General features: G+C 61.8%; 11 protein-coding genes. All 11 read left to right on the plus strand.

Going from position 1 to position 16,124, the window contains the following annotated elements:
- Window positions 1–103 precede the first annotated feature (103 nt).
- Window positions 104–703 carry a glutathione S-transferase N-terminal domain-containing protein gene (locus C0V76_RS18105; protein WP_101944375.1) on the plus strand — a complete coding sequence of 200 codons (600 nt, stop codon included), beginning with the start codon at window positions 104–106 and terminating at the stop codon, window positions 701–703.
- A gap of 208 nt (window positions 704–911) precedes the next feature.
- The gene (locus C0V76_RS18110; RefSeq protein ID WP_101944312.1) at window positions 912–1,394 is read left to right on the plus strand and encodes a ClpXP protease specificity-enhancing factor; all 483 of its coding nucleotides are present in this window, start codon (window positions 912–914) and stop codon (window positions 1,392–1,394) included.
- A 236-nt stretch (window positions 1,395–1,630) separates the two neighbouring features.
- Window positions 1,631–4,663, plus strand: a complete 3,033-nt coding sequence (locus C0V76_RS18115) for an EAL domain-containing protein (RefSeq protein WP_158239281.1) — start codon at window positions 1,631–1,633, stop codon at window positions 4,661–4,663.
- Window positions 4,664–4,726: 63 nt separating this feature from the next.
- A complete protein-coding gene (locus tag C0V76_RS18120; RefSeq protein ID WP_101944314.1) occupies window positions 4,727–5,899 on the plus strand; it encodes a UbiH/UbiF family hydroxylase in 1,173 nt (390 codons plus the stop codon).
- A 19-nt stretch (window positions 5,900–5,918) separates the two neighbouring features.
- Window positions 5,919–6,647, plus strand: coding sequence for a DsbC family protein (locus C0V76_RS18125; RefSeq protein WP_101944315.1), 729 nt, complete (start codon window positions 5,919–5,921; stop codon window positions 6,645–6,647).
- 163 nt (window positions 6,648–6,810) lie between these two features.
- Window positions 6,811–8,001 (plus strand): methyl-accepting chemotaxis protein, encoded by a 1,191-nt coding sequence (locus C0V76_RS18130; RefSeq protein WP_101944316.1) that lies wholly within the window; start codon window positions 6,811–6,813, stop codon window positions 7,999–8,001.
- 170 nt (window positions 8,002–8,171) lie between these two features.
- Window positions 8,172–9,902, plus strand: a complete 1,731-nt coding sequence (locus tag C0V76_RS18135; RefSeq protein ID WP_158239282.1) for a fused response regulator/phosphatase — start codon at window positions 8,172–8,174, stop codon at window positions 9,900–9,902.
- Window positions 9,903–10,021: 119 nt separating this feature from the next.
- Window positions 10,022–10,387, plus strand: a complete 366-nt coding sequence (locus C0V76_RS18140; RefSeq protein ID WP_101944318.1) for a response regulator — start codon at window positions 10,022–10,024, stop codon at window positions 10,385–10,387.
- A 22-nt stretch (window positions 10,388–10,409) separates the two neighbouring features.
- The gene (locus C0V76_RS18145; protein ID WP_101944319.1) at window positions 10,410–12,287 is read left to right on the plus strand and encodes a chemotaxis protein CheA; all 1,878 of its coding nucleotides are present in this window, start codon (window positions 10,410–10,412) and stop codon (window positions 12,285–12,287) included.
- A 19-nt stretch (window positions 12,288–12,306) separates the two neighbouring features.
- A complete protein-coding gene (locus tag C0V76_RS18150) occupies window positions 12,307–12,780 on the plus strand; it encodes a chemotaxis protein CheW (protein WP_101944320.1) in 474 nt (157 codons plus the stop codon).
- A gap of 54 nt (window positions 12,781–12,834) precedes the next feature.
- Complete coding sequence (locus C0V76_RS20405; protein ID WP_305798477.1) at window positions 12,835–16,068, plus strand: methyl-accepting chemotaxis protein; 3,234 nt, start codon at window positions 12,835–12,837, stop codon at window positions 16,066–16,068.
- The last annotated feature ends 56 nt before the right edge of the window (window positions 16,069–16,124 follow it).

A 16,124-nucleotide genomic window follows, 5' to 3' on the forward strand; every position in this document is an offset into this window, starting at 1 on the left:
CAGGTGTGCAACCGAAATGATGGTGTTGGCTGGTCGCGACAGCGAAGCGCAGCAGGCGCGTCGTGTGGTTCGTGACACTGAATATTCCTGGAGTAATTCCGCAATGATGAATTTGTATTCCGGTACAACGGACCCCTTCAGCCACCGTTGCCGGATCGTGCTGTACGAAAAGGGCATGGATTTCCAGGTGGTGGACGTTGATCTCTTCAACAAGCCTGAAGACATCGCCGCAATCAATCCCTATAACCGCGTGCCGGTGCTGGTGGACCGCGACCTCATCCTGTATGAGTCGAACATCATCAATGAGTACATTGACGAGCGCTTCCCGCACCCGCAGCTGATGCCGCCGGATCCGATCATGCGTGCCAAGGCGCGTCAGATCCTGCATACGCTTGAGAACGAGCTTTTCTCGCATATCGAGGCGCTGGAGAAGAACCAGAAGGCTGCTGCCGACAAGGCCCGTGGCCATGTGCGTGATCAGCTGATGCAGCTCGTGCCTTTGTTCGCCAAGCAGAAGTACATGCTCGGCGACGAGTTCTCGATGCTGGATGTGGCGGTGGCACCGCTGCTGTGGCGCCTTGAGCACTACGGCATCGAGCTGCCGAAAACGGCTGCGCCCCTGATGAAGTACGCCGAGCGGATCTTTACCCGCCAGGGCTTCATCGACGCGCTGACGCCCTCCGAACGCGCCATGCGTCGGTAAACGTCCATCGGCCTGCTGTGCGGGCCGATTTTGAGACTGCGAAGCTCGCCGTATTCACATATGGCAGCGTTTCTCCTCTCAAACCCGGCTCCGCTCGCGATGGTCGATGGGCATTTACCGAGCAAGAGCTATCTTCTCTGAACTCGTGAGATCATGTTCGGGCGCGACTCCTCCGGGTCGCGCCCGAATTGCTTTCAAGGCCTGCATCATGAGTACATCCCAGTCTTCGTCCACCAAGTCCTATCTGATTCGTGCCATCTTTGACTGGTGCGTCGACAACAGCCTCACGCCCTATGTCGTGGTGCTGGTGGATGAGCGGACTCTGGTGCCGCTGCAACACGTGCGCGACGGTCAGATCGTGCTCAACATTGCGCCTTACGCGACCAACAAGCTGCTCATCGACGCTGAGGCGGTGAGCTGCCAGGCTCGCTTCTCGGGCAAGGTTGAAACCATTTACGTACCGATCTCCCAGGTGCTGGCCATCTATGCCCGTGAAAACGGTCAAGGCATGGCTTTTCAGCCTGGGGCCATCAGTGGCTCCGGCATGGAGTTGGGTGGTGTGGTGGAGGCGCCGGAGGAAGAGTCTGTCGAGCACCTGCCGGCCACTGCTGCAAGCGCGTCTGAGCCGGACGATGAGCCGCCGGTGCCACCGCCCGCCAGCAAGGGCAGCCATCTGCGTCGTATCAAGTAGCCGGCCCGCGGGCTGGCTGTGGTACGCGCGCCACTGTCTTCGCCTTTCCTCCTTGCTTGCCAGGCGCTTGATGCGACAATCCGGGCTGCTTTGTCCCGCGCTAATTCCTTGTCTTGAAGGGAGTTTTGCGGAGGGCAAGGGGGCAGCTCGGGGCGCTGTCGACAAGAACATCACACGGGGAGCGGGCCTTGCGGCACAGGAGCCAGACAACGCAGAGGCGAAAGCAGGCGCTGCTGGTGCTTGGCTTGCTGCTGTGCGCGCCTCAGGCGCTGGCGCAGAGCGGCCTCCATTTGCCGGAAGGCAAGGTGTTGGTCTGGGCCGCAGGTTTCGCAACCCTCTTTCTGCTCGCCGCTGCGCTGCTCTATCGACGCCAGCTTCGGGCCCTGTCGCGCCGCACGCGTGAGCTGCAGCTCTCCGAAGAGCGTTTCCGCCTGATCATCGAAGGCACCAGCGTGGTCGCTTGGGAGTATGACGCGGGTTCGGACGCGTTCACCTATGTCTCCGCGCCTGGCGCGCGTCTGCTCGGCTTTCCGTTGGAGGACTGGAAAAAATCCGGTTTCTGGCGTGCCCGCCTGCACCCAGAAGACAGCCAGCAGGCACTCTCCTTTCTGCGCGACATGCTGCTGCGCTCGGCTCAGCGCGAGTGCGAGTACCGCTTGATCCGTGCTGACGGACGCGAAGTCTTTGTGCGTGACCTGCGTACTCCGATCGAGGCTCATAAGGGGCATGTGACGGGCATGCGCGGGATTTTCGTCGACATTACCGCGCACAAGGCGTCGGAAGCTGAGCTGGAGGACAGCGAAGCGCGCTTTCGCAGCACCTTCGAGCAGGCTGCGGTGGGGGTTGGGCTGTGCGCGGTGTCCGGCCGCTACATGCGTGTTAATCAGCGCTATTGCGAGATTACCGGCTACTCCGGGAGCGAGTTGTTGCTGCGCGATTTTCGTGAGCTGACGCACCCTGACGATGTGGAGGCCAATGACCGCCTGCTCGACGCGCTGGTGCTAGACACCGCGGAAAAGTTCTCGATTGAGAAACGCATGCTGCGGCGCAGCGGTGACATGGTGTGGGTGAATCTCACCATGTCCCTGGTGCGCTCACGGCGCGGCAGCGGTCAGTTTATGGAGGTGATCGAGGACATCACGGCGCGCAAGATCGCCGAGCGCGAGTTGCGAGAGAGTGAAGGTCGGCTGCGCAGTATTCTGGTGGCGATGCGCGAAGGCGTGATCCTGCGTGACGCGCGTGGTGGCGTGATCATCGCCAACGCGGCCGCACGGCGCCTGTACGGCCTGATGCCGGAGGAAGGTTTTCCGCCCTTGCTCGAGCCCGAGGGCTACAGCTTCGTGCGTGAGGATGGCAGCCCCTGCCCGGTGGAGGAGTTGCCGGGCGCACGTGCCATGCACCTTGGCCGGCCGGCTTCCGCGGTGGTGGGCATCGATCGCCGCGATGGTACGCGCGGCTGGATGTTGGCCAAGGCCGAGCCGCTGGCACGCGATGTCCACACCGGTCTGCACCCGGTGGTGCTGACGATTAACGATGTGACCGCGCAGCGCCGTGCTGAAGAAGAATTGCGCCTGGCGGCCACCGTGTTCGACAACAGCGTCGAGGCGATCATGATCACCGATGCGCAGCGCCGCATCCTGTCGGTCAACAAGGCCTTCACCGATCTGACCGGTTTTCCCTCCAGCGTGGTGACCGGGCAGACCCCGGCGATGCTTTCGTCATCCAGGCAGGGCCTGGTGCAATACGATTCGATCTGGCGTGAGGCTGCCAGCAAGGGTAGCTGGCAAGGAGAGATCTGGCAGCGTCGGCGCGATGGCAGCGAGTTTCCGGAGTGGCTGTCGATCAGCGCTGTGCGTGATCGCAGCAATGCCATCAGCAACTTCGTGGCGGTGTTTTCCGATATCACCGAGCGTAAGGCCAACGAAGCGCGGATCGCCTTCCTGGCCCACCATGATCCGCTCACAGCCTTGCCCAACCGGACCTTGTTCCAGGATCGTCTCGAGCAGGCGCTGGTGCGTGCTGAGCGCTTGGGCAGTGTGGCTGCGCTGCTTTTCCTGGATCTGGATCGCTTCAAGACCATTAATGACTCGCTCGGCCACCTGGCCGGCGATCGCTTGTTGCAGGCGGTGGCTGAGCGGCTGCAGCATTGCGTGCGGGACACCGACACGATCTGCCGTCAGGGCGGCGACGAGTTCATCATCGTGTTGCCCGAGGTGGCTGATGCCGAGGTGCCGGCGCGGATTGCGGAGAAGATCCTGCGTCGTCTGGCGGAGCCTTTCGAGGTCGATGGGCATGTTCTGGGGACATCATTCTCGATTGGCATCGCGGTGTTCCCGGATGATGGGCGCCAGGCCGATGTGCTGATGAAGAACGCCGATACGGCCATGTATCACGCCAAGGAAAGCGGGAGGAACACTTACCGCTTCTTCACCGAGACGATGAATGCCAATGCGCTGGAGCGCTTGCAGGTGGAGAGCCAGTTGCGTGGCGCGCTGGAGCGTCGCGAACTGGTACTGCACTTCCAGCCCCAGGTGGATCTGGCCAGTGGAGCCATCGTTGGCGCCGAGGCCTTGCTGCGCTGGGAGTCTGCGGCGCTGGGCTTTGTGCCGCCGGGGCGCTTTATTCCGATCGCCGAGGAGTCCGGCCTGATCGTACCGATCGGGCGCTGGGTGCTGCGCGAGGCCTGCAGCCTGGCGCGAGGCTGGTACTCGCGCGGCATTCGCGACGTGGTGGTGGGGGTGAACATCTCGGCGCTGCAGTTCCGTCGTGACGACATCGTTGCCAATGTGCGTGATGCCCTGGCAGAGACGGGCCTGCCTGCCGAATGTCTCGAGCTGGAGCTGACCGAGTCCCTGCTCATGGAGCATGCCGAGGATGTGCTGGAAACCGTGCAGCGCCTCAAGGGCCTCGGCGTGCGCCTGTCGATTGACGACTTTGGCACCGGCTACTCCTCGCTGTCCTACCTCAAGCGTTTTGAGGTTGATCGTCTCAAGATCGATCAGGGCTTTGTGCGCGATATGGTTGATGACCCGGACGATGCGGCCATTGTGCGCGCGATCATTCAGCTTGGCCGTAGCCTCAAGCTCGATGTGATTGCGGAAGGCGCAGAATCGCGCCCGCAGGTCGAGTTCCTGATGCAGGAAGGCTGCCGTGAGGCGCAGGGCTACTACTTCTGCCCGCCGGTGACCGGCGATGTATTCATCGACATGGTCGAGCGCGGTTTTGTGGGCAGCAGCCCGAGGGTCATGCCCCTCCAGCGCTTGGCCTGAGTCTCGCCATCTCCGATCCGTGGCAGAATCCCTGCTCCTTGTGGCCGGCTGCCGGTTTCCAGCATGAGTGCTTCCACCCATTTCGACATCCTCATCGTCGGCGCCGGCCTGTCTGGCGCCAGCCTCGCCTGTGCCCTGCGCGGCAGCCGCTACCGCATCGGCTTGCTCGAGCGGCAGCGCCCGGAATGGCCGGCCGACTGGGATGCGCGTATCTACGCGATCAGCCCGGCCAATGTGGAGTTCCTGCAGCGCTGCGGAGCTTGGGCACATCTGGATGCACAGCGTATTGCGCCGGTCGAGCGTATGGCCGTGGCGGGGGATGCAGGCGGCCAGCTGGTGTTCTCGGCCTACGAGTGCGGGTTGCAGGCGCTGGCCTGGATCGTCGAGAGCAGCGCAATGGCGCGCGAGTTGTGGGAAACCGCCCGCCGCCAGCCGAATATCGAATTGATCTGCCCGGCACAGCCTGAATCCCTGGTCTTTGACGACGACGTGGCCCGGCTGCGTCTTGCCGATGGACGCGAGATCAGCGCCGGTCTGGTGGTGGGCGCCGATGGCGTGAATTCCTGGGTACGTGACCAGGCCGCCATTCCGGCCGAGCTGCGGCCCTATGGTGAGCTTGGGGTGGTGGCGAACTTCACCTGCGCAGAGCCTCATTTCGGCACCGCCTTCCAGTGGTTCCGGCGTGACGGGGTGTTGGCGTATCTGCCGCTGCCCGGGAACCGCATCTCGATTGTCTGGTCCACTCCCGAAGCCCATGCGCAGGAGTTGCTGGCGCTGAGTCCGGAAGCTTTTGCCAGCCGGGTGGCGCAGGCGGGCGAAGGCCGCCTCGGGCGACTTGAGTTGCTGGCACCGCCCGCCGGTTTTCCCTTGCGTCTGATGAAGCTGGATGCGATTGTTGCGCCGCGCCTTGCCCTGATCGGTGATGCCGCGCACGCTGTGCATCCCTTGTCCGGGCATGGCATCAACCTGGGGTTCCAGGATGCGCGTGAGTTGGCTGATCAGTTGCTGGCTTTGCCGGCTTTTCGTGATTGCGGGGAGCTTGCGGTGTTGCGTCGCTATCAGCGCGCGCGCGCAGAGGAGACCCTGCTGGTGCGTGAGATGACCGACGGTCTGCAGCGTCTGTTCAAGCCTGCGTTTGCACCGCTGGCCCTGTTGCGTAATGCCGGCATGAATCTGGCCGGAGCTATTCCACCCTTGCGTAGCGCGCTGGCGCGCTACGCGGCGGGATTACTGTAGTCGAATGATTGGAGAAGACATGAAGAACACCTTCCGGCGCGCCCTGCTGGCCGCCTGCACCCTGGCCGTGAGCCTGCCTGTACTGGCTGGCGAGGCTGAAGTTCGCAAAGCGGTGGGCGGCATCCTGCGTCAGGAAGGCTCGGTGACCAGCCTGCAGAAAGTGCCTTATGGCGATCTGTACGAAGTGGTGCTGAGTAATGGTGATCTGGTCTATGTCGACGGCAAGGGCGCCTTTTTGGTGAGCGGTCAGCTGATCGACCTGAAGAACAAGAAGAACATCACCGCCGAGCGCGAGGCCGAGTTGTCGCGCGTGAACGTTGCCGAGCTGCCGCTCAAGCAGGCGGTGAAGCAGGTGCGCGGGACTGGCAAGCGTACCCTGATTACCTTCGAAGACCCGAACTGTGGCTACTGCAAGAAGCTCGCCAAGGATATGCGTGAGCTGAAAGACACCACCATCTACGTGTTCATGATTCCGATCCTGTCGCCGGATTCTGGCGACAAGGCCCGCAACATCTGGTGTGCGGCGGATCGCGACAAGGCCTGGAACGACTGGATGGTGGACGGCAAGATGGCCGCCGAGGCCAAGTGCGACACCCCGGTGCAGAAGAACGCCGAAATGGCGCGCAAATACCGCATCACTGGTACGCCGACGATGTTCCTGGCCGATGGTAGCCGCATCGGCGGCTACGTGCAGCTGGCCGATCTGGATCGCCAGATCAGCGAAGCCGAAGCCCGTGTGAAGAAGTAAGCCCTGCTGTTTCTTGAGTTCAAGGAGAGGCGCTGCGGCGCCTCTCTTGCGTTGACCACGGGTCTTCGTGTCGCCGACGCCCCCAAGGGCAGGGCCTTAAAGTTCGCTGTAGCCCGCGTCGTTAAGCCTGCGGAACACTGGACTCAGGGCTGCCGGAGGCTTCATGGCCGCAGATTTTCATGTAAGGAATGCTGTGCGATGGCGTGCTGGGCTGACGCTGCTGACTGGTGCCTGTTTGGGCTACGGGCTGGCGTTGCTTTTCCTTGGCACGGGCTGGCTGTGGCCTGTGCTGCTGATATTTGCGGCCGTGGTGGCTGGCTGGCTGGCGGTGTACGGCAGTGTGCGTGCCGCCGAATCGCACGAGGCGCAAATCGTGGCTAGAGGCACACCGGGGATGGCTGATTTTTGTAGCGGGCTGAACCGCACGGTTGGTGCGGAGCTTTTCGCTATCGATGAAGAAATAGCCCGCACCCAGGCCTTGTTGCGCGACTCAGTCGCCTTGCTGACTGGTGGCCTGCAAGCGATTGCCACGCAGTCTGGCGTGCAGCAAGGCATTGTGCGCGCAGTGCTGGACCGTGCGGAGAACACGGATGAAGCCAAGGGCGCGAATGTGCGTAACTTTGCTCAGGATGTTGGCAAGATGATGAGCGACTTTGTGGATCTGCTGGTTCAGGTGAGCGTGCAGAGCCTTACCACGGTGCGCAACATCGACGACATGGTCGAGCAGACCGAGGCCATCTTCGCGGCCGTGGATGAAGTGCAGGGCTTGGCTAAGAAGACTAATCTGTTAGCGCTGAACGCTAGCATCGAAGCGGCTCGTGCAGGTGAGGCCGGCAAGGGGTTCGGTGTGGTGGCCGACGAAGTGCGCAAGCTGGCGCAGATCTCCGAGACCATCAACGCTCGCATCCGTGAGCGCGTGATCGGCGCCAAGGAGTCCATCGACCGGGTGCGCGAAACCGTTGCCGGCATGGCCTCGCGCGACATCAACGAGTGCATCGGTGCCAAGGCACAGGTGCAGGACTTGCTCAATAGCGTCGAGAAAATCAATCACGAATTTACCGATCACGCTGCTGATATGGGCGGTGTGGCTCAGCACATCGAGCAGGCGGTGGGGGATTCGATCCGCTCCCTGCAGTTCGAGGACATCGTCCGCCAGGCCCTCGACGACGCTCGCCTGAGGGGCGAATTGTTGCGCCAGCTGGCCAGCGAATTGCAGCAGGCGGCTGCACAGTCTGCAGACCCGGAGGAGCTGCTGGTACTGATGCAGCGTTTTCGCGAAACGCACGGTGAAAAGGTCGGGCGTGGCATCGTCAGCCAGACTTCGATGGATGCTGGCAGCGTGCAGCTTTTCTGATCACCTTTGCAGGGAGGCTCACGCACATGGGATTTACCTCTGGAGGCGGACTGGAAAACAGGCCTGTCACGCGCTTCATCCCCGGCGTGTGTTCGTTCGCCTGCTGCCGCGCGCGGGAGATGCCGTTGTGTCGCTGCGAGGGCTGAGGTATGCCGGAGCTTGTGGCATCCGTGCGTAATACTGCGTTGGTCGTTGATGACGAGTCGACCGGGCGTTTGATCCTCAAGGCCAGGCTTGAACGCGAGCACTATCGGGTAGTGACGGCGGCAGATGGCAAGGAGGCGCTTGAGCAGTTCGCGCTTGAGGCTCCGGATATCGTATTTCTTGACGTAATCCTGCCGGACTTTTACGGCTACGAAGTGGCGCGTGCGATGAAGCGTAGCGCCGGTGAGCGTTTCGTGCCGATCATCTTTCTCACTGGTTTGTCTGAGGAGGAGGCGCTGGCTGAATGCGTGGCCGCCGGTGGCGATGACTTCCTCTCCAAACCCGTCAATTTCTCGATCCTGAAATCCAAGATAGCGGCCATAGAACGAATTCGGGATCTCTATGAGAGCGGGCGCCTGCAGCGTGCGGAACTAGCGGATCTGCATGCGCGCATGCAGTACGAGCAGCAAATTGCCGAACGTATCCTCAGTGGGGCTGTGATGGCGCGCAATGTGGCGAGTCCGCCAATCCAGAGCTGGCTGAAGTCTGCCAGTACTTTCAACGGAGATCTTTTCATCAGCGCGTATACGCCTGCTGGCGGACTCTCCGTGTTGATGGGGGATTTCACCGGCCATGGCCTAGCCGCCGCGCTGGGCGCGCTGCCCGCAGCGGAGACCTTTCGCACCATGACAGCCAAAGGCTTCTCGCTGAGTGAGGTGCTCGCCGAGATCAACTTGAGTTTGCATCGTCTGTTGCCTACAGGCATGTTTCTCGCTGCGGCAGCACTGCGTATCGAAGCGGATCTGCAGACGGCGATGGTGTGGAACAGCGGCTTGCCGGATCTCTATCTGTGCCGCACCGATGGCTCGCGTCGCCAGATTGCCTCGCAGCATCCACCACTTGCAGCCCTTGCCGGATTCATTCCCGGCTGTGAGCCCGAGCTTCTGCTGCTGGCTTCCGGCGATGTCTTCCTGTTATGCAGCGATGGCGTAACCGAAGCCTGCAATGCCGCCGGTGAGCCGTTTGGTGAGGAACGTTTGGAAGGCGTTCTGGACGCTTGCTCGCCAAGCGAGGCATTCAACAGCGTGCGCGCCACGCTGACAGACTTTGTGGCCGGTACCGAGCAGCAGGACGACATCAGCTTGGTGGCTATCCCTTGCGAAAAGGCTCTGTTTGCCTGCGCGCGGATTGATGATGATGGGCAGGCCGTATGCGAGTTGCCTGCTAACGCCTGGAACTGGAGTCTGCGCCTGGAAGGTGCCAACCTGGCAAGGATTGACCCAGTGCCGCTAGTGATGGGGCAGCTCACCGCCTTTGGGATCTCCGCACATCATCGCCAGCAACTCTACGTGGTGGTCACTGAGCTCTTCAACAACGCGCTGGAGCACGGCGTATTGAGTTTGAACGCATGCTTGAAGAATACCGCCGAGGGCTTTATGGATTACTACCTGCTGCGCCAGCAGAAACTCGATGAGCTGGTGGAAGGCTTTGTCGACGTGCGGCTGGACTACCGCAAGGAAGATGGGCGGGGGGTGATTCGGGTGTTGATCGAGGATTCCGGGCGGGGGTTTTGCCACGGGGTGTGCGCGCGCTGCGATGTACTGCAAACCCTGAACGAGGCCAATCAGGGCGCCGGAGGCTTGATGTCGCTCAGTCTGGAGCAGGCTGGACGGGGTCTGAAGCTGCTGCGGACCTTGTGTCGGAAGGTCCGCTATCTCGGGATTGGAAACCATGCAGAGGCCGAGTACGAGCTCTGAGTGCGGGGTTTTCTGAGGCAGAAGTCTGCTATCCGCTGCCCTTTATGCCATTTCAAAAGAGCGCACTGCCACCGTTAAAGCCCTGACGAGCCGTAATACATGCTGCCAGGGAGATTTCGATGGGCAAGAAAATCCTGATCGTGGATGACTCTGTGTCGATCCGCCAGATGGTGAGCTTCACGCTCAAGAGCGCAGGCTTCGAGACGGAAGAGGCTGGTGATGGTCAGGCCGCGCTGGAAAAAGCCAAAGTGAAGGGTTTTGATCTGGTGTTTACTGATCAGAACATGCCGGTCATGGATGGTCTGACGCTGATCCGCAGTCTGCGCGGCCTGCCCAGCTACAAGAGCACACCGATCCTGATGCTGACCACCGAGGCCGGCGACGACATGAAAAACAAGGGCCGTGAGGCGGGGGCTACGGGCTGGCTGGTGAAGCCGTTTGACCCGCAGAAGCTGCTTCAGGTCGTCTCCAAGGTGCTGGTCTGAGCGCTGCGGCGAGGCCCCGCCCATGTCCATCGATCTTGCCCAGTTTTTCCAGACCTTCTTCGAGGAGGCTACCGACCATCTGGCGGACATGGAGCGCCTGCTCCTGCACATGGACACGGCAGCCCCCACCGCGGATGAGCTCGACAGTGTTTTCCGCGCAGCCCATTCCATCAAGGGCGGCGCCGGCATTTTCGGCTTTACCCGCCTCTCCGGCCTGACCCACGTTCTTGAATCCCATCTGGACCTGATCCGCTCCGGCAAGGCGAGGATGACTGAGGCCATTGCTGACGAGTTGCTGCAGGCCGTGGACTACCTGCGCCTGCTGCTGCAGTGCTGCCGCGACAGTTGCGAGCCGGACGAGGCCGAATATCAGAGCATGCTGCAGCGTTTTGAGCAGCTCGGAATAGGAGCGTGTGCGACGGCCACTCCCCCTGCTACTGCGCTGGAGAGCGACGACGGCTCTTTCGGGCTGTTTGCTGCGCCGCTCACCGCGGCCGATGAGGGCTTCGGTTTCTTTGTCTCCCCGCCTGCCCCGGAGCTGGTAGAGGACGCCATTGACGGCTTCGGCCTGTTTGCCCCGCTAGATGCCGCTCCCGCTCCAACTGCTGTGGATGAAGGCTTTGGCTTCTTTGAACCCATGCCGGAAAAGCCGCTGACGGCGGTCGTAGCACCTGCCGAAGCGGTCAAAGCGGCCGCACCTGCGCGCGAGGCCGGCAAGCCGGCGCCTGATGCAGCTTCGATTCGGGTCAGTGTGGAGCGAGTCGATCAGCTCATCAATCTGGTTGGCGAGCTGGTCATCACCCAGGCCATGCTGGCCGAAACCGGCCAGCATGTTGAAGGCCCGGTCGCTGAGCGTCTGCAGAATTCACTGAACCTGCTTGAGCGCAACACGCGCGATCTGCAGGAGGCCGTCATGTCGATCCGCATGCTGCCGATCAGCTTCGTGTTCAACCGTTTTCCGCGCGTGGTGCGCGATCTTTCGCACAAGCTGGGTAAGGGGGTCGAACTCGTGATCCAGGGCGAAGGCACCGAACTTGATCGTGGTCTGATCGAGAAGCTCGTCGATCCGCTCACCCATCTGGTACGCAACAGCATTGATCACGGCATCGAGTCTCCCGAAAAGCGCCGCGCGGCCGGCAAGCCGGAGCGCGGCACGGTAGTGCTGCGCGCCTCGCAACAGGGGGGCAATATCGTGGTCGAGGTCAGCGATGATGGTGCTGGCCTCAACCGTGAGCGCATCCTCGCCAAGGCGCTGGAAAACGGTTTGCCGGTGAATGAGGCGATGGCCGATGCCGATGTCTGGCAGATGATTTTCGCCCCCGGCTTCTCCACCGCAGCTGAGGTCACGGACGTTTCCGGGCGTGGCGTCGGGATGGATGTGGTCAAGCGCAACATCGCCGATCTTGGGGGGCGCATCGAGATCAGCTCGGTGGCCGGCCAGGGCGCCAGCTTCATCATCCGCCTGCCCCTCACCCTGGCCATCCTCGATGGCATGTCGGTGGCGGTGGGGCAGGAAGTGTTCATTATCCCGCTCACTTACATCCTCGAATCCCTTCAGCCGGGGCCGGGCGATATTCGCCGCGTGGCCGGCAAGGGCGAGGTGGTGCATGTGCGTGGCGATTACCTGCCCCTGATCCCGCTTTTCGATGTGCTGGGGCTACGCGGTGTGCATGACCCCGCTACCCGCATCCTGCTGCTGGTGCAGGCCGGTGAGCACAAGGCCGCCCTGCAGGTGGACGATCTGCTGGGCCAGCACCAGGTGGTGATCAAGAGCCTCGAGTCGAATTACCGGCGCGTGCCGGGAGTTTCCGGAGCCACCGTGATGGGCGATGGGCGTGTGGCCCTGATCCTTGATGTGGCCGATATCGTCCACGCCAGCCATACGGCGCAGGCCGCCTGAAACGCAGCAAGGAGCCGGCATGAATGCACCTGTCAGTAGCGCCGTCGAATATCTCAGCTTCTCGCTGGGCACCGAGGAATACGCGGTCGACATCCTCAAGGTCCAGGAGATCCGGGGTTACGACGCCGTCACCTCGATCGTGAATGCGCCCCCCTTCATCAAGGGCGTAATCAATCTGCGCGGCACCATCGTGCCGGTGGTGGACATGCGCATCAAGTTTGAACTCGGCGAGCCCAGCTACAACGAGTTCACCGTGGTCATCGTGCTCAATCTTGCCGGTGGGCGGGTGGTGGGCATGGTGGTGGATGGCGTGTCCGAGGTGATGAATCTGCCCGCCGCCGATATCCGGCCGGTACCGCCAATGGCCGCCGTTGTGGCCACCGAATACCTCACTGGGCTGGCTTCGGTGGGCGAACGCATGATCATTCTGCTGGATATCGAAACGCTCATGGCCAGCCCCGAGATGGGCCTGGTCGAAGCGGCTGTTGCCTGACGCTATACCCGACCCCTTTCCCACGTATCTAGAGACAGACCCGAGGGCCGCACCATGAAAGTGAACCTGCCAGTCACCGATCACGAAGTCCAGTACGAGGATGACACGCTCATCGTTTCGAAAACGGACCTCAAAGGCCATATCACTTTTGTGAACCGGGATTTCATCAAAATCTCCGGCTTCACCGAAGAGGAGCTGATCGGCAAACCGCACAACATGGTGCGTCACCCGGACATGCCGCCGGCAGCCTTTGAAGACTTCTGGAAAACGCTCAAGGCTGGCAAGCCCTGGGTGGGGCTGGTCAAGAACCGTTGCAAGAATGGTGACTTCTATTGGGTCGAGGCCAATGCCACGCCGGTTTTTGAGAGCGGGCAAGTGGTGGGTTATCTCTCGGTGCGCGTCAAACCCTCGCGCCAGCGCGTGGAAGAGGCTGATGTGCTGTATCGCGCGATGCGCGAGGGGCGGGCCAGGAATGTGGCGATCCGCGAAGGCCGGGTCGTCAAGACCGGCCTGTGGCAGCGCTTGAATTTCGTGCGCAGGTTGCATGAAGGCGTGCAGTTGCGGACCAAGTTTGCCCTGATCGGCCTGCTGCTCTTCGTTCCGTTGCTGATGGCGCTTGGCTTGCTGTGCATGAATCTCAAGGAGGGGATTGATGTCATTCATCTTGAGCGGGCGGGCCTTGCGCTGCATGGTGAGTTGCGTCAGGTGCTGCCCGAGCTGCAGAAACACCGCGGCCTGAATGGCCTGGCGATTGCCGGCAATGCCGATGCCCGACGCCAACTGACCGCTGTGGAGACACGACTTGCGGCGCAGATCAACGCCCTTGATGAGCAGGTGCGAGAGCGGCCACAGTTAGGCGCCAGTGAAGCCTGGCCCGCCTTGCGCGCGGAATGGGCGAGCTTGCTTGCGGATAGCAGCAAGTTGAGCGCCGAGCAGAGCTTTACGCGCCACACGGCACTGATCGAGAAATTGCTTGAGCTGATGAGCAAAGTTGCCAATGACTCCAATCTGGAGCTGGACTCGGATGCCACTACTTTCCATGTCATGAATGCAGCTGTACTCAATGCCATGGATGCGGCCGAGCATTTTGCGTTTGCGCGGGGGCAAGGGGCTCAGGCACTGGCACGCGGCGCGCTGGATTCGGATACCCGGAACATCTTGATCCGGCAGCTGAGCTCAGCCGAGCAGCATATCGAAGAGCTTGAGCATTCCATGGCCCTGGCTGTGCGTGATACGCCCTCACTCCATTCGGGTTTCGGGCAGCTGGTCGCCGCGATCAGTGAGAGTTCTACGCGCTTCTTGACGCTTTCCGAGCAGAAGCTGATCGGGCCCGCCAAACCAGAGATTAACGGACCGGATTTCTTTGCTGCGGGCACACAAGCCGTGGATGCTACGTTTGGTTTCTACGACAAGGCTACGGCGACGCTGGACGAATTGCTGGTGGCGCGCTCGGCGCGCCTGCAACGCGATGCCTTGAGGTTGATTGGCCTCACGCTCGGTATCTTTCTGGTGGGCGTAGTTATCGCCTTCTGGTTTGTACGCAACACTTGCAGCGCGCTGCAGATTGCGATCGAACGTTTTCGTGAGATTTCTGGCGGCAACTTCAAAGGTCAGGTTCAGGCCGACACTCAGGACGAGATCGGCCAGCTCATGCATGGACTCAAGTCCATGCAGACCAAGCTGGGTTTCGATCTGAATGACGCCCGCGAGCGTGCCGAGGAATCCCTGCGCCTGAAGATCGGCCTCGACAGTGTGGCGACCAATGTGATGATCGCCGACAACGATCGCAACATCATCTACATGAATCCTTCGGTGCAGACGATGATGCGTGCGGCGCAGAATGACATTCGCAAAGACCTGCCACAGTTCGATGTTGATCATCTGCAGGGCAAGAGGATCGATGTGTTCCACAAGAACCCGGAGCACCAAGCGCGCCTCCTGGCTACCTTTACCAGTACTTACCAGGCCACGGCCAAGATTGGCGGGCGCACCTTCCTGCTCACGGCCAACCCGGTCATCAACGAACGCGGCGAGCGTCTGGGCAGCGTGGTGGAATGGGTGGATCGCACGGTTGAAGTGGCGGTGGAGCAGGAGGTCAGCGACATCGTTTCTGCCGCCGCTGCCGGTGACTTCTCGCGGCGGATCGATGAGGGCAACAAGCAGGGCTTCTTCAAGGTGCTGGCGGAGGGGATCAACAAGGTTGTGGCCACTTCGGATGCCGGCCTCCGGGATATCGCCCGCGTGCTTGGTGCGCTGGCCAAAGGTGATCTCACCGAGAAGATCAGTGCCGACTATCAGGGGACTTTTGCGGACCTGAAGAACTACACCAACGAAACCGTGCGCAGCCTCGAGCAGATGCTGCGGCATATTCGCGAGGCCTCGGAAACCATCCATACCGCTGCAGGCGAGATCGCCAGCGGCAATACGGACCTCTCCTCACGCACCGAAGAGCAGGCCGCCTCGCTGGAGGAAACCGCTTCGAGCATGGAGGAGCTCACCTCCACCGTGAAGCAGAATGCGCAGAACGCCCGCCAGGCCAACAAGCTGGCCGAGGGGGCATCCGAAGTCGCCAGCCGGGGTGGTGATGTAGTGGGCCGCGTGGTGACCACCATGGGCGAGATCAACGAGAGCGCGCGCAAGATCGTGGACATCATCGGTGTGATCGACGGCATCGCCTTCCAGACCAATATTCTTGCGCTCAACGCGGCGGTTGAAGCGGCACGGGCCGGCGAACAGGGGCGGGGGTTTGCCGTGGTGGCGGGCGAAGTGCGGAATCTGGCACAGCGTTCAGCCGCTGCCGCCAAGGAGATCAAGGGCCTGATCAGCAACTCGGTCGAGAAGGTGGAGGACGGCAACCGTCTGGTTGAGACCGCGGGCAAGACCATGGAAGAGGTCGTGACTTCGATCAAGCGCGTCACCGACATCATGAACGAGATCTCGGCGGCGTCCCTGGAGCAGAGCAACGGCATCGAGCAGGTCAGCACCGCTGTGATCCAGATGGATGAAACCACCCAGCAGAATGCGGCGCTCGTTGAGGAAGCGGCGGCCTCGGCCGAAGCCCTCTCTGGCCAGGCCGCCACCATGCTGGAGATCGTTCGGCGCTTCCGCCTGGATGATGTGGCGCTCGCGGCAGATGCTGCCGAAGCCGCCCCTGCCGCGGCCCGTCCGGCTCCGGCTTTGCCCAAGCCCAAGAAGCCGCTGCGCGTACCTGTGGCACGCAAGGCTGCGCCGGTTGCGGCCGGCAAACCGGTGACTGCTGAGGGTGACGATGACTGGAGCGAGTTCTGACTGAAGCGGTAGCGTGCCTGCTGTGGGCACGCTACCAGCCCATGCAAACGGGAGGG

It is taken from the genome of Uliginosibacterium sp. TH139 (assembly GCF_002855595.1).
Classification (GTDB): domain Bacteria; phylum Pseudomonadota; class Gammaproteobacteria; order Burkholderiales; family Rhodocyclaceae; genus Uliginosibacterium; species Uliginosibacterium aquaticum.

Excerpts from the sequence above, each read along its gene's own strand:
- C0V76_RS18150 (WP_101944320.1), top strand. The coding sequence starts at position 12,307 with ATGAATGCACCTGTCAGTAGCGCCGTCGAATATCTCAGCTTCTCGCTG.
- C0V76_RS18145 (WP_101944319.1), top strand. The coding sequence starts at position 10,410 with ATGTCCATCGATCTTGCCCAGTTTTTCCAGACCTTCTTCGAGGAGGCT.
- C0V76_RS20405 (WP_305798477.1), top strand. The coding sequence starts at position 12,835 with ATGAAAGTGAACCTGCCAGTCACCGATCACGAAGTCCAGTACGAGGAT.
- C0V76_RS18140 (WP_101944318.1), top strand. The coding sequence starts at position 10,022 with ATGGGCAAGAAAATCCTGATCGTGGATGACTCTGTGTCGATCCGCCAG.
- C0V76_RS18130 (WP_101944316.1), top strand. The coding sequence starts at position 6,811 with ATGGCCGCAGATTTTCATGTAAGGAATGCTGTGCGATGGCGTGCTGGG.
- C0V76_RS18125 (WP_101944315.1), top strand. The coding sequence starts at position 5,919 with ATGAAGAACACCTTCCGGCGCGCCCTGCTGGCCGCCTGCACCCTGGCC.
- C0V76_RS18110 (WP_101944312.1), top strand. The coding sequence starts at position 912 with ATGAGTACATCCCAGTCTTCGTCCACCAAGTCCTATCTGATTCGTGCC.
- C0V76_RS18105 (WP_101944375.1), top strand. The coding sequence starts at position 104 with ATGATGAATTTGTATTCCGGTACAACGGACCCCTTCAGCCACCGTTGC.
- C0V76_RS18120 (WP_101944314.1), top strand. The coding sequence starts at position 4,727 with ATGAGTGCTTCCACCCATTTCGACATCCTCATCGTCGGCGCCGGCCTG.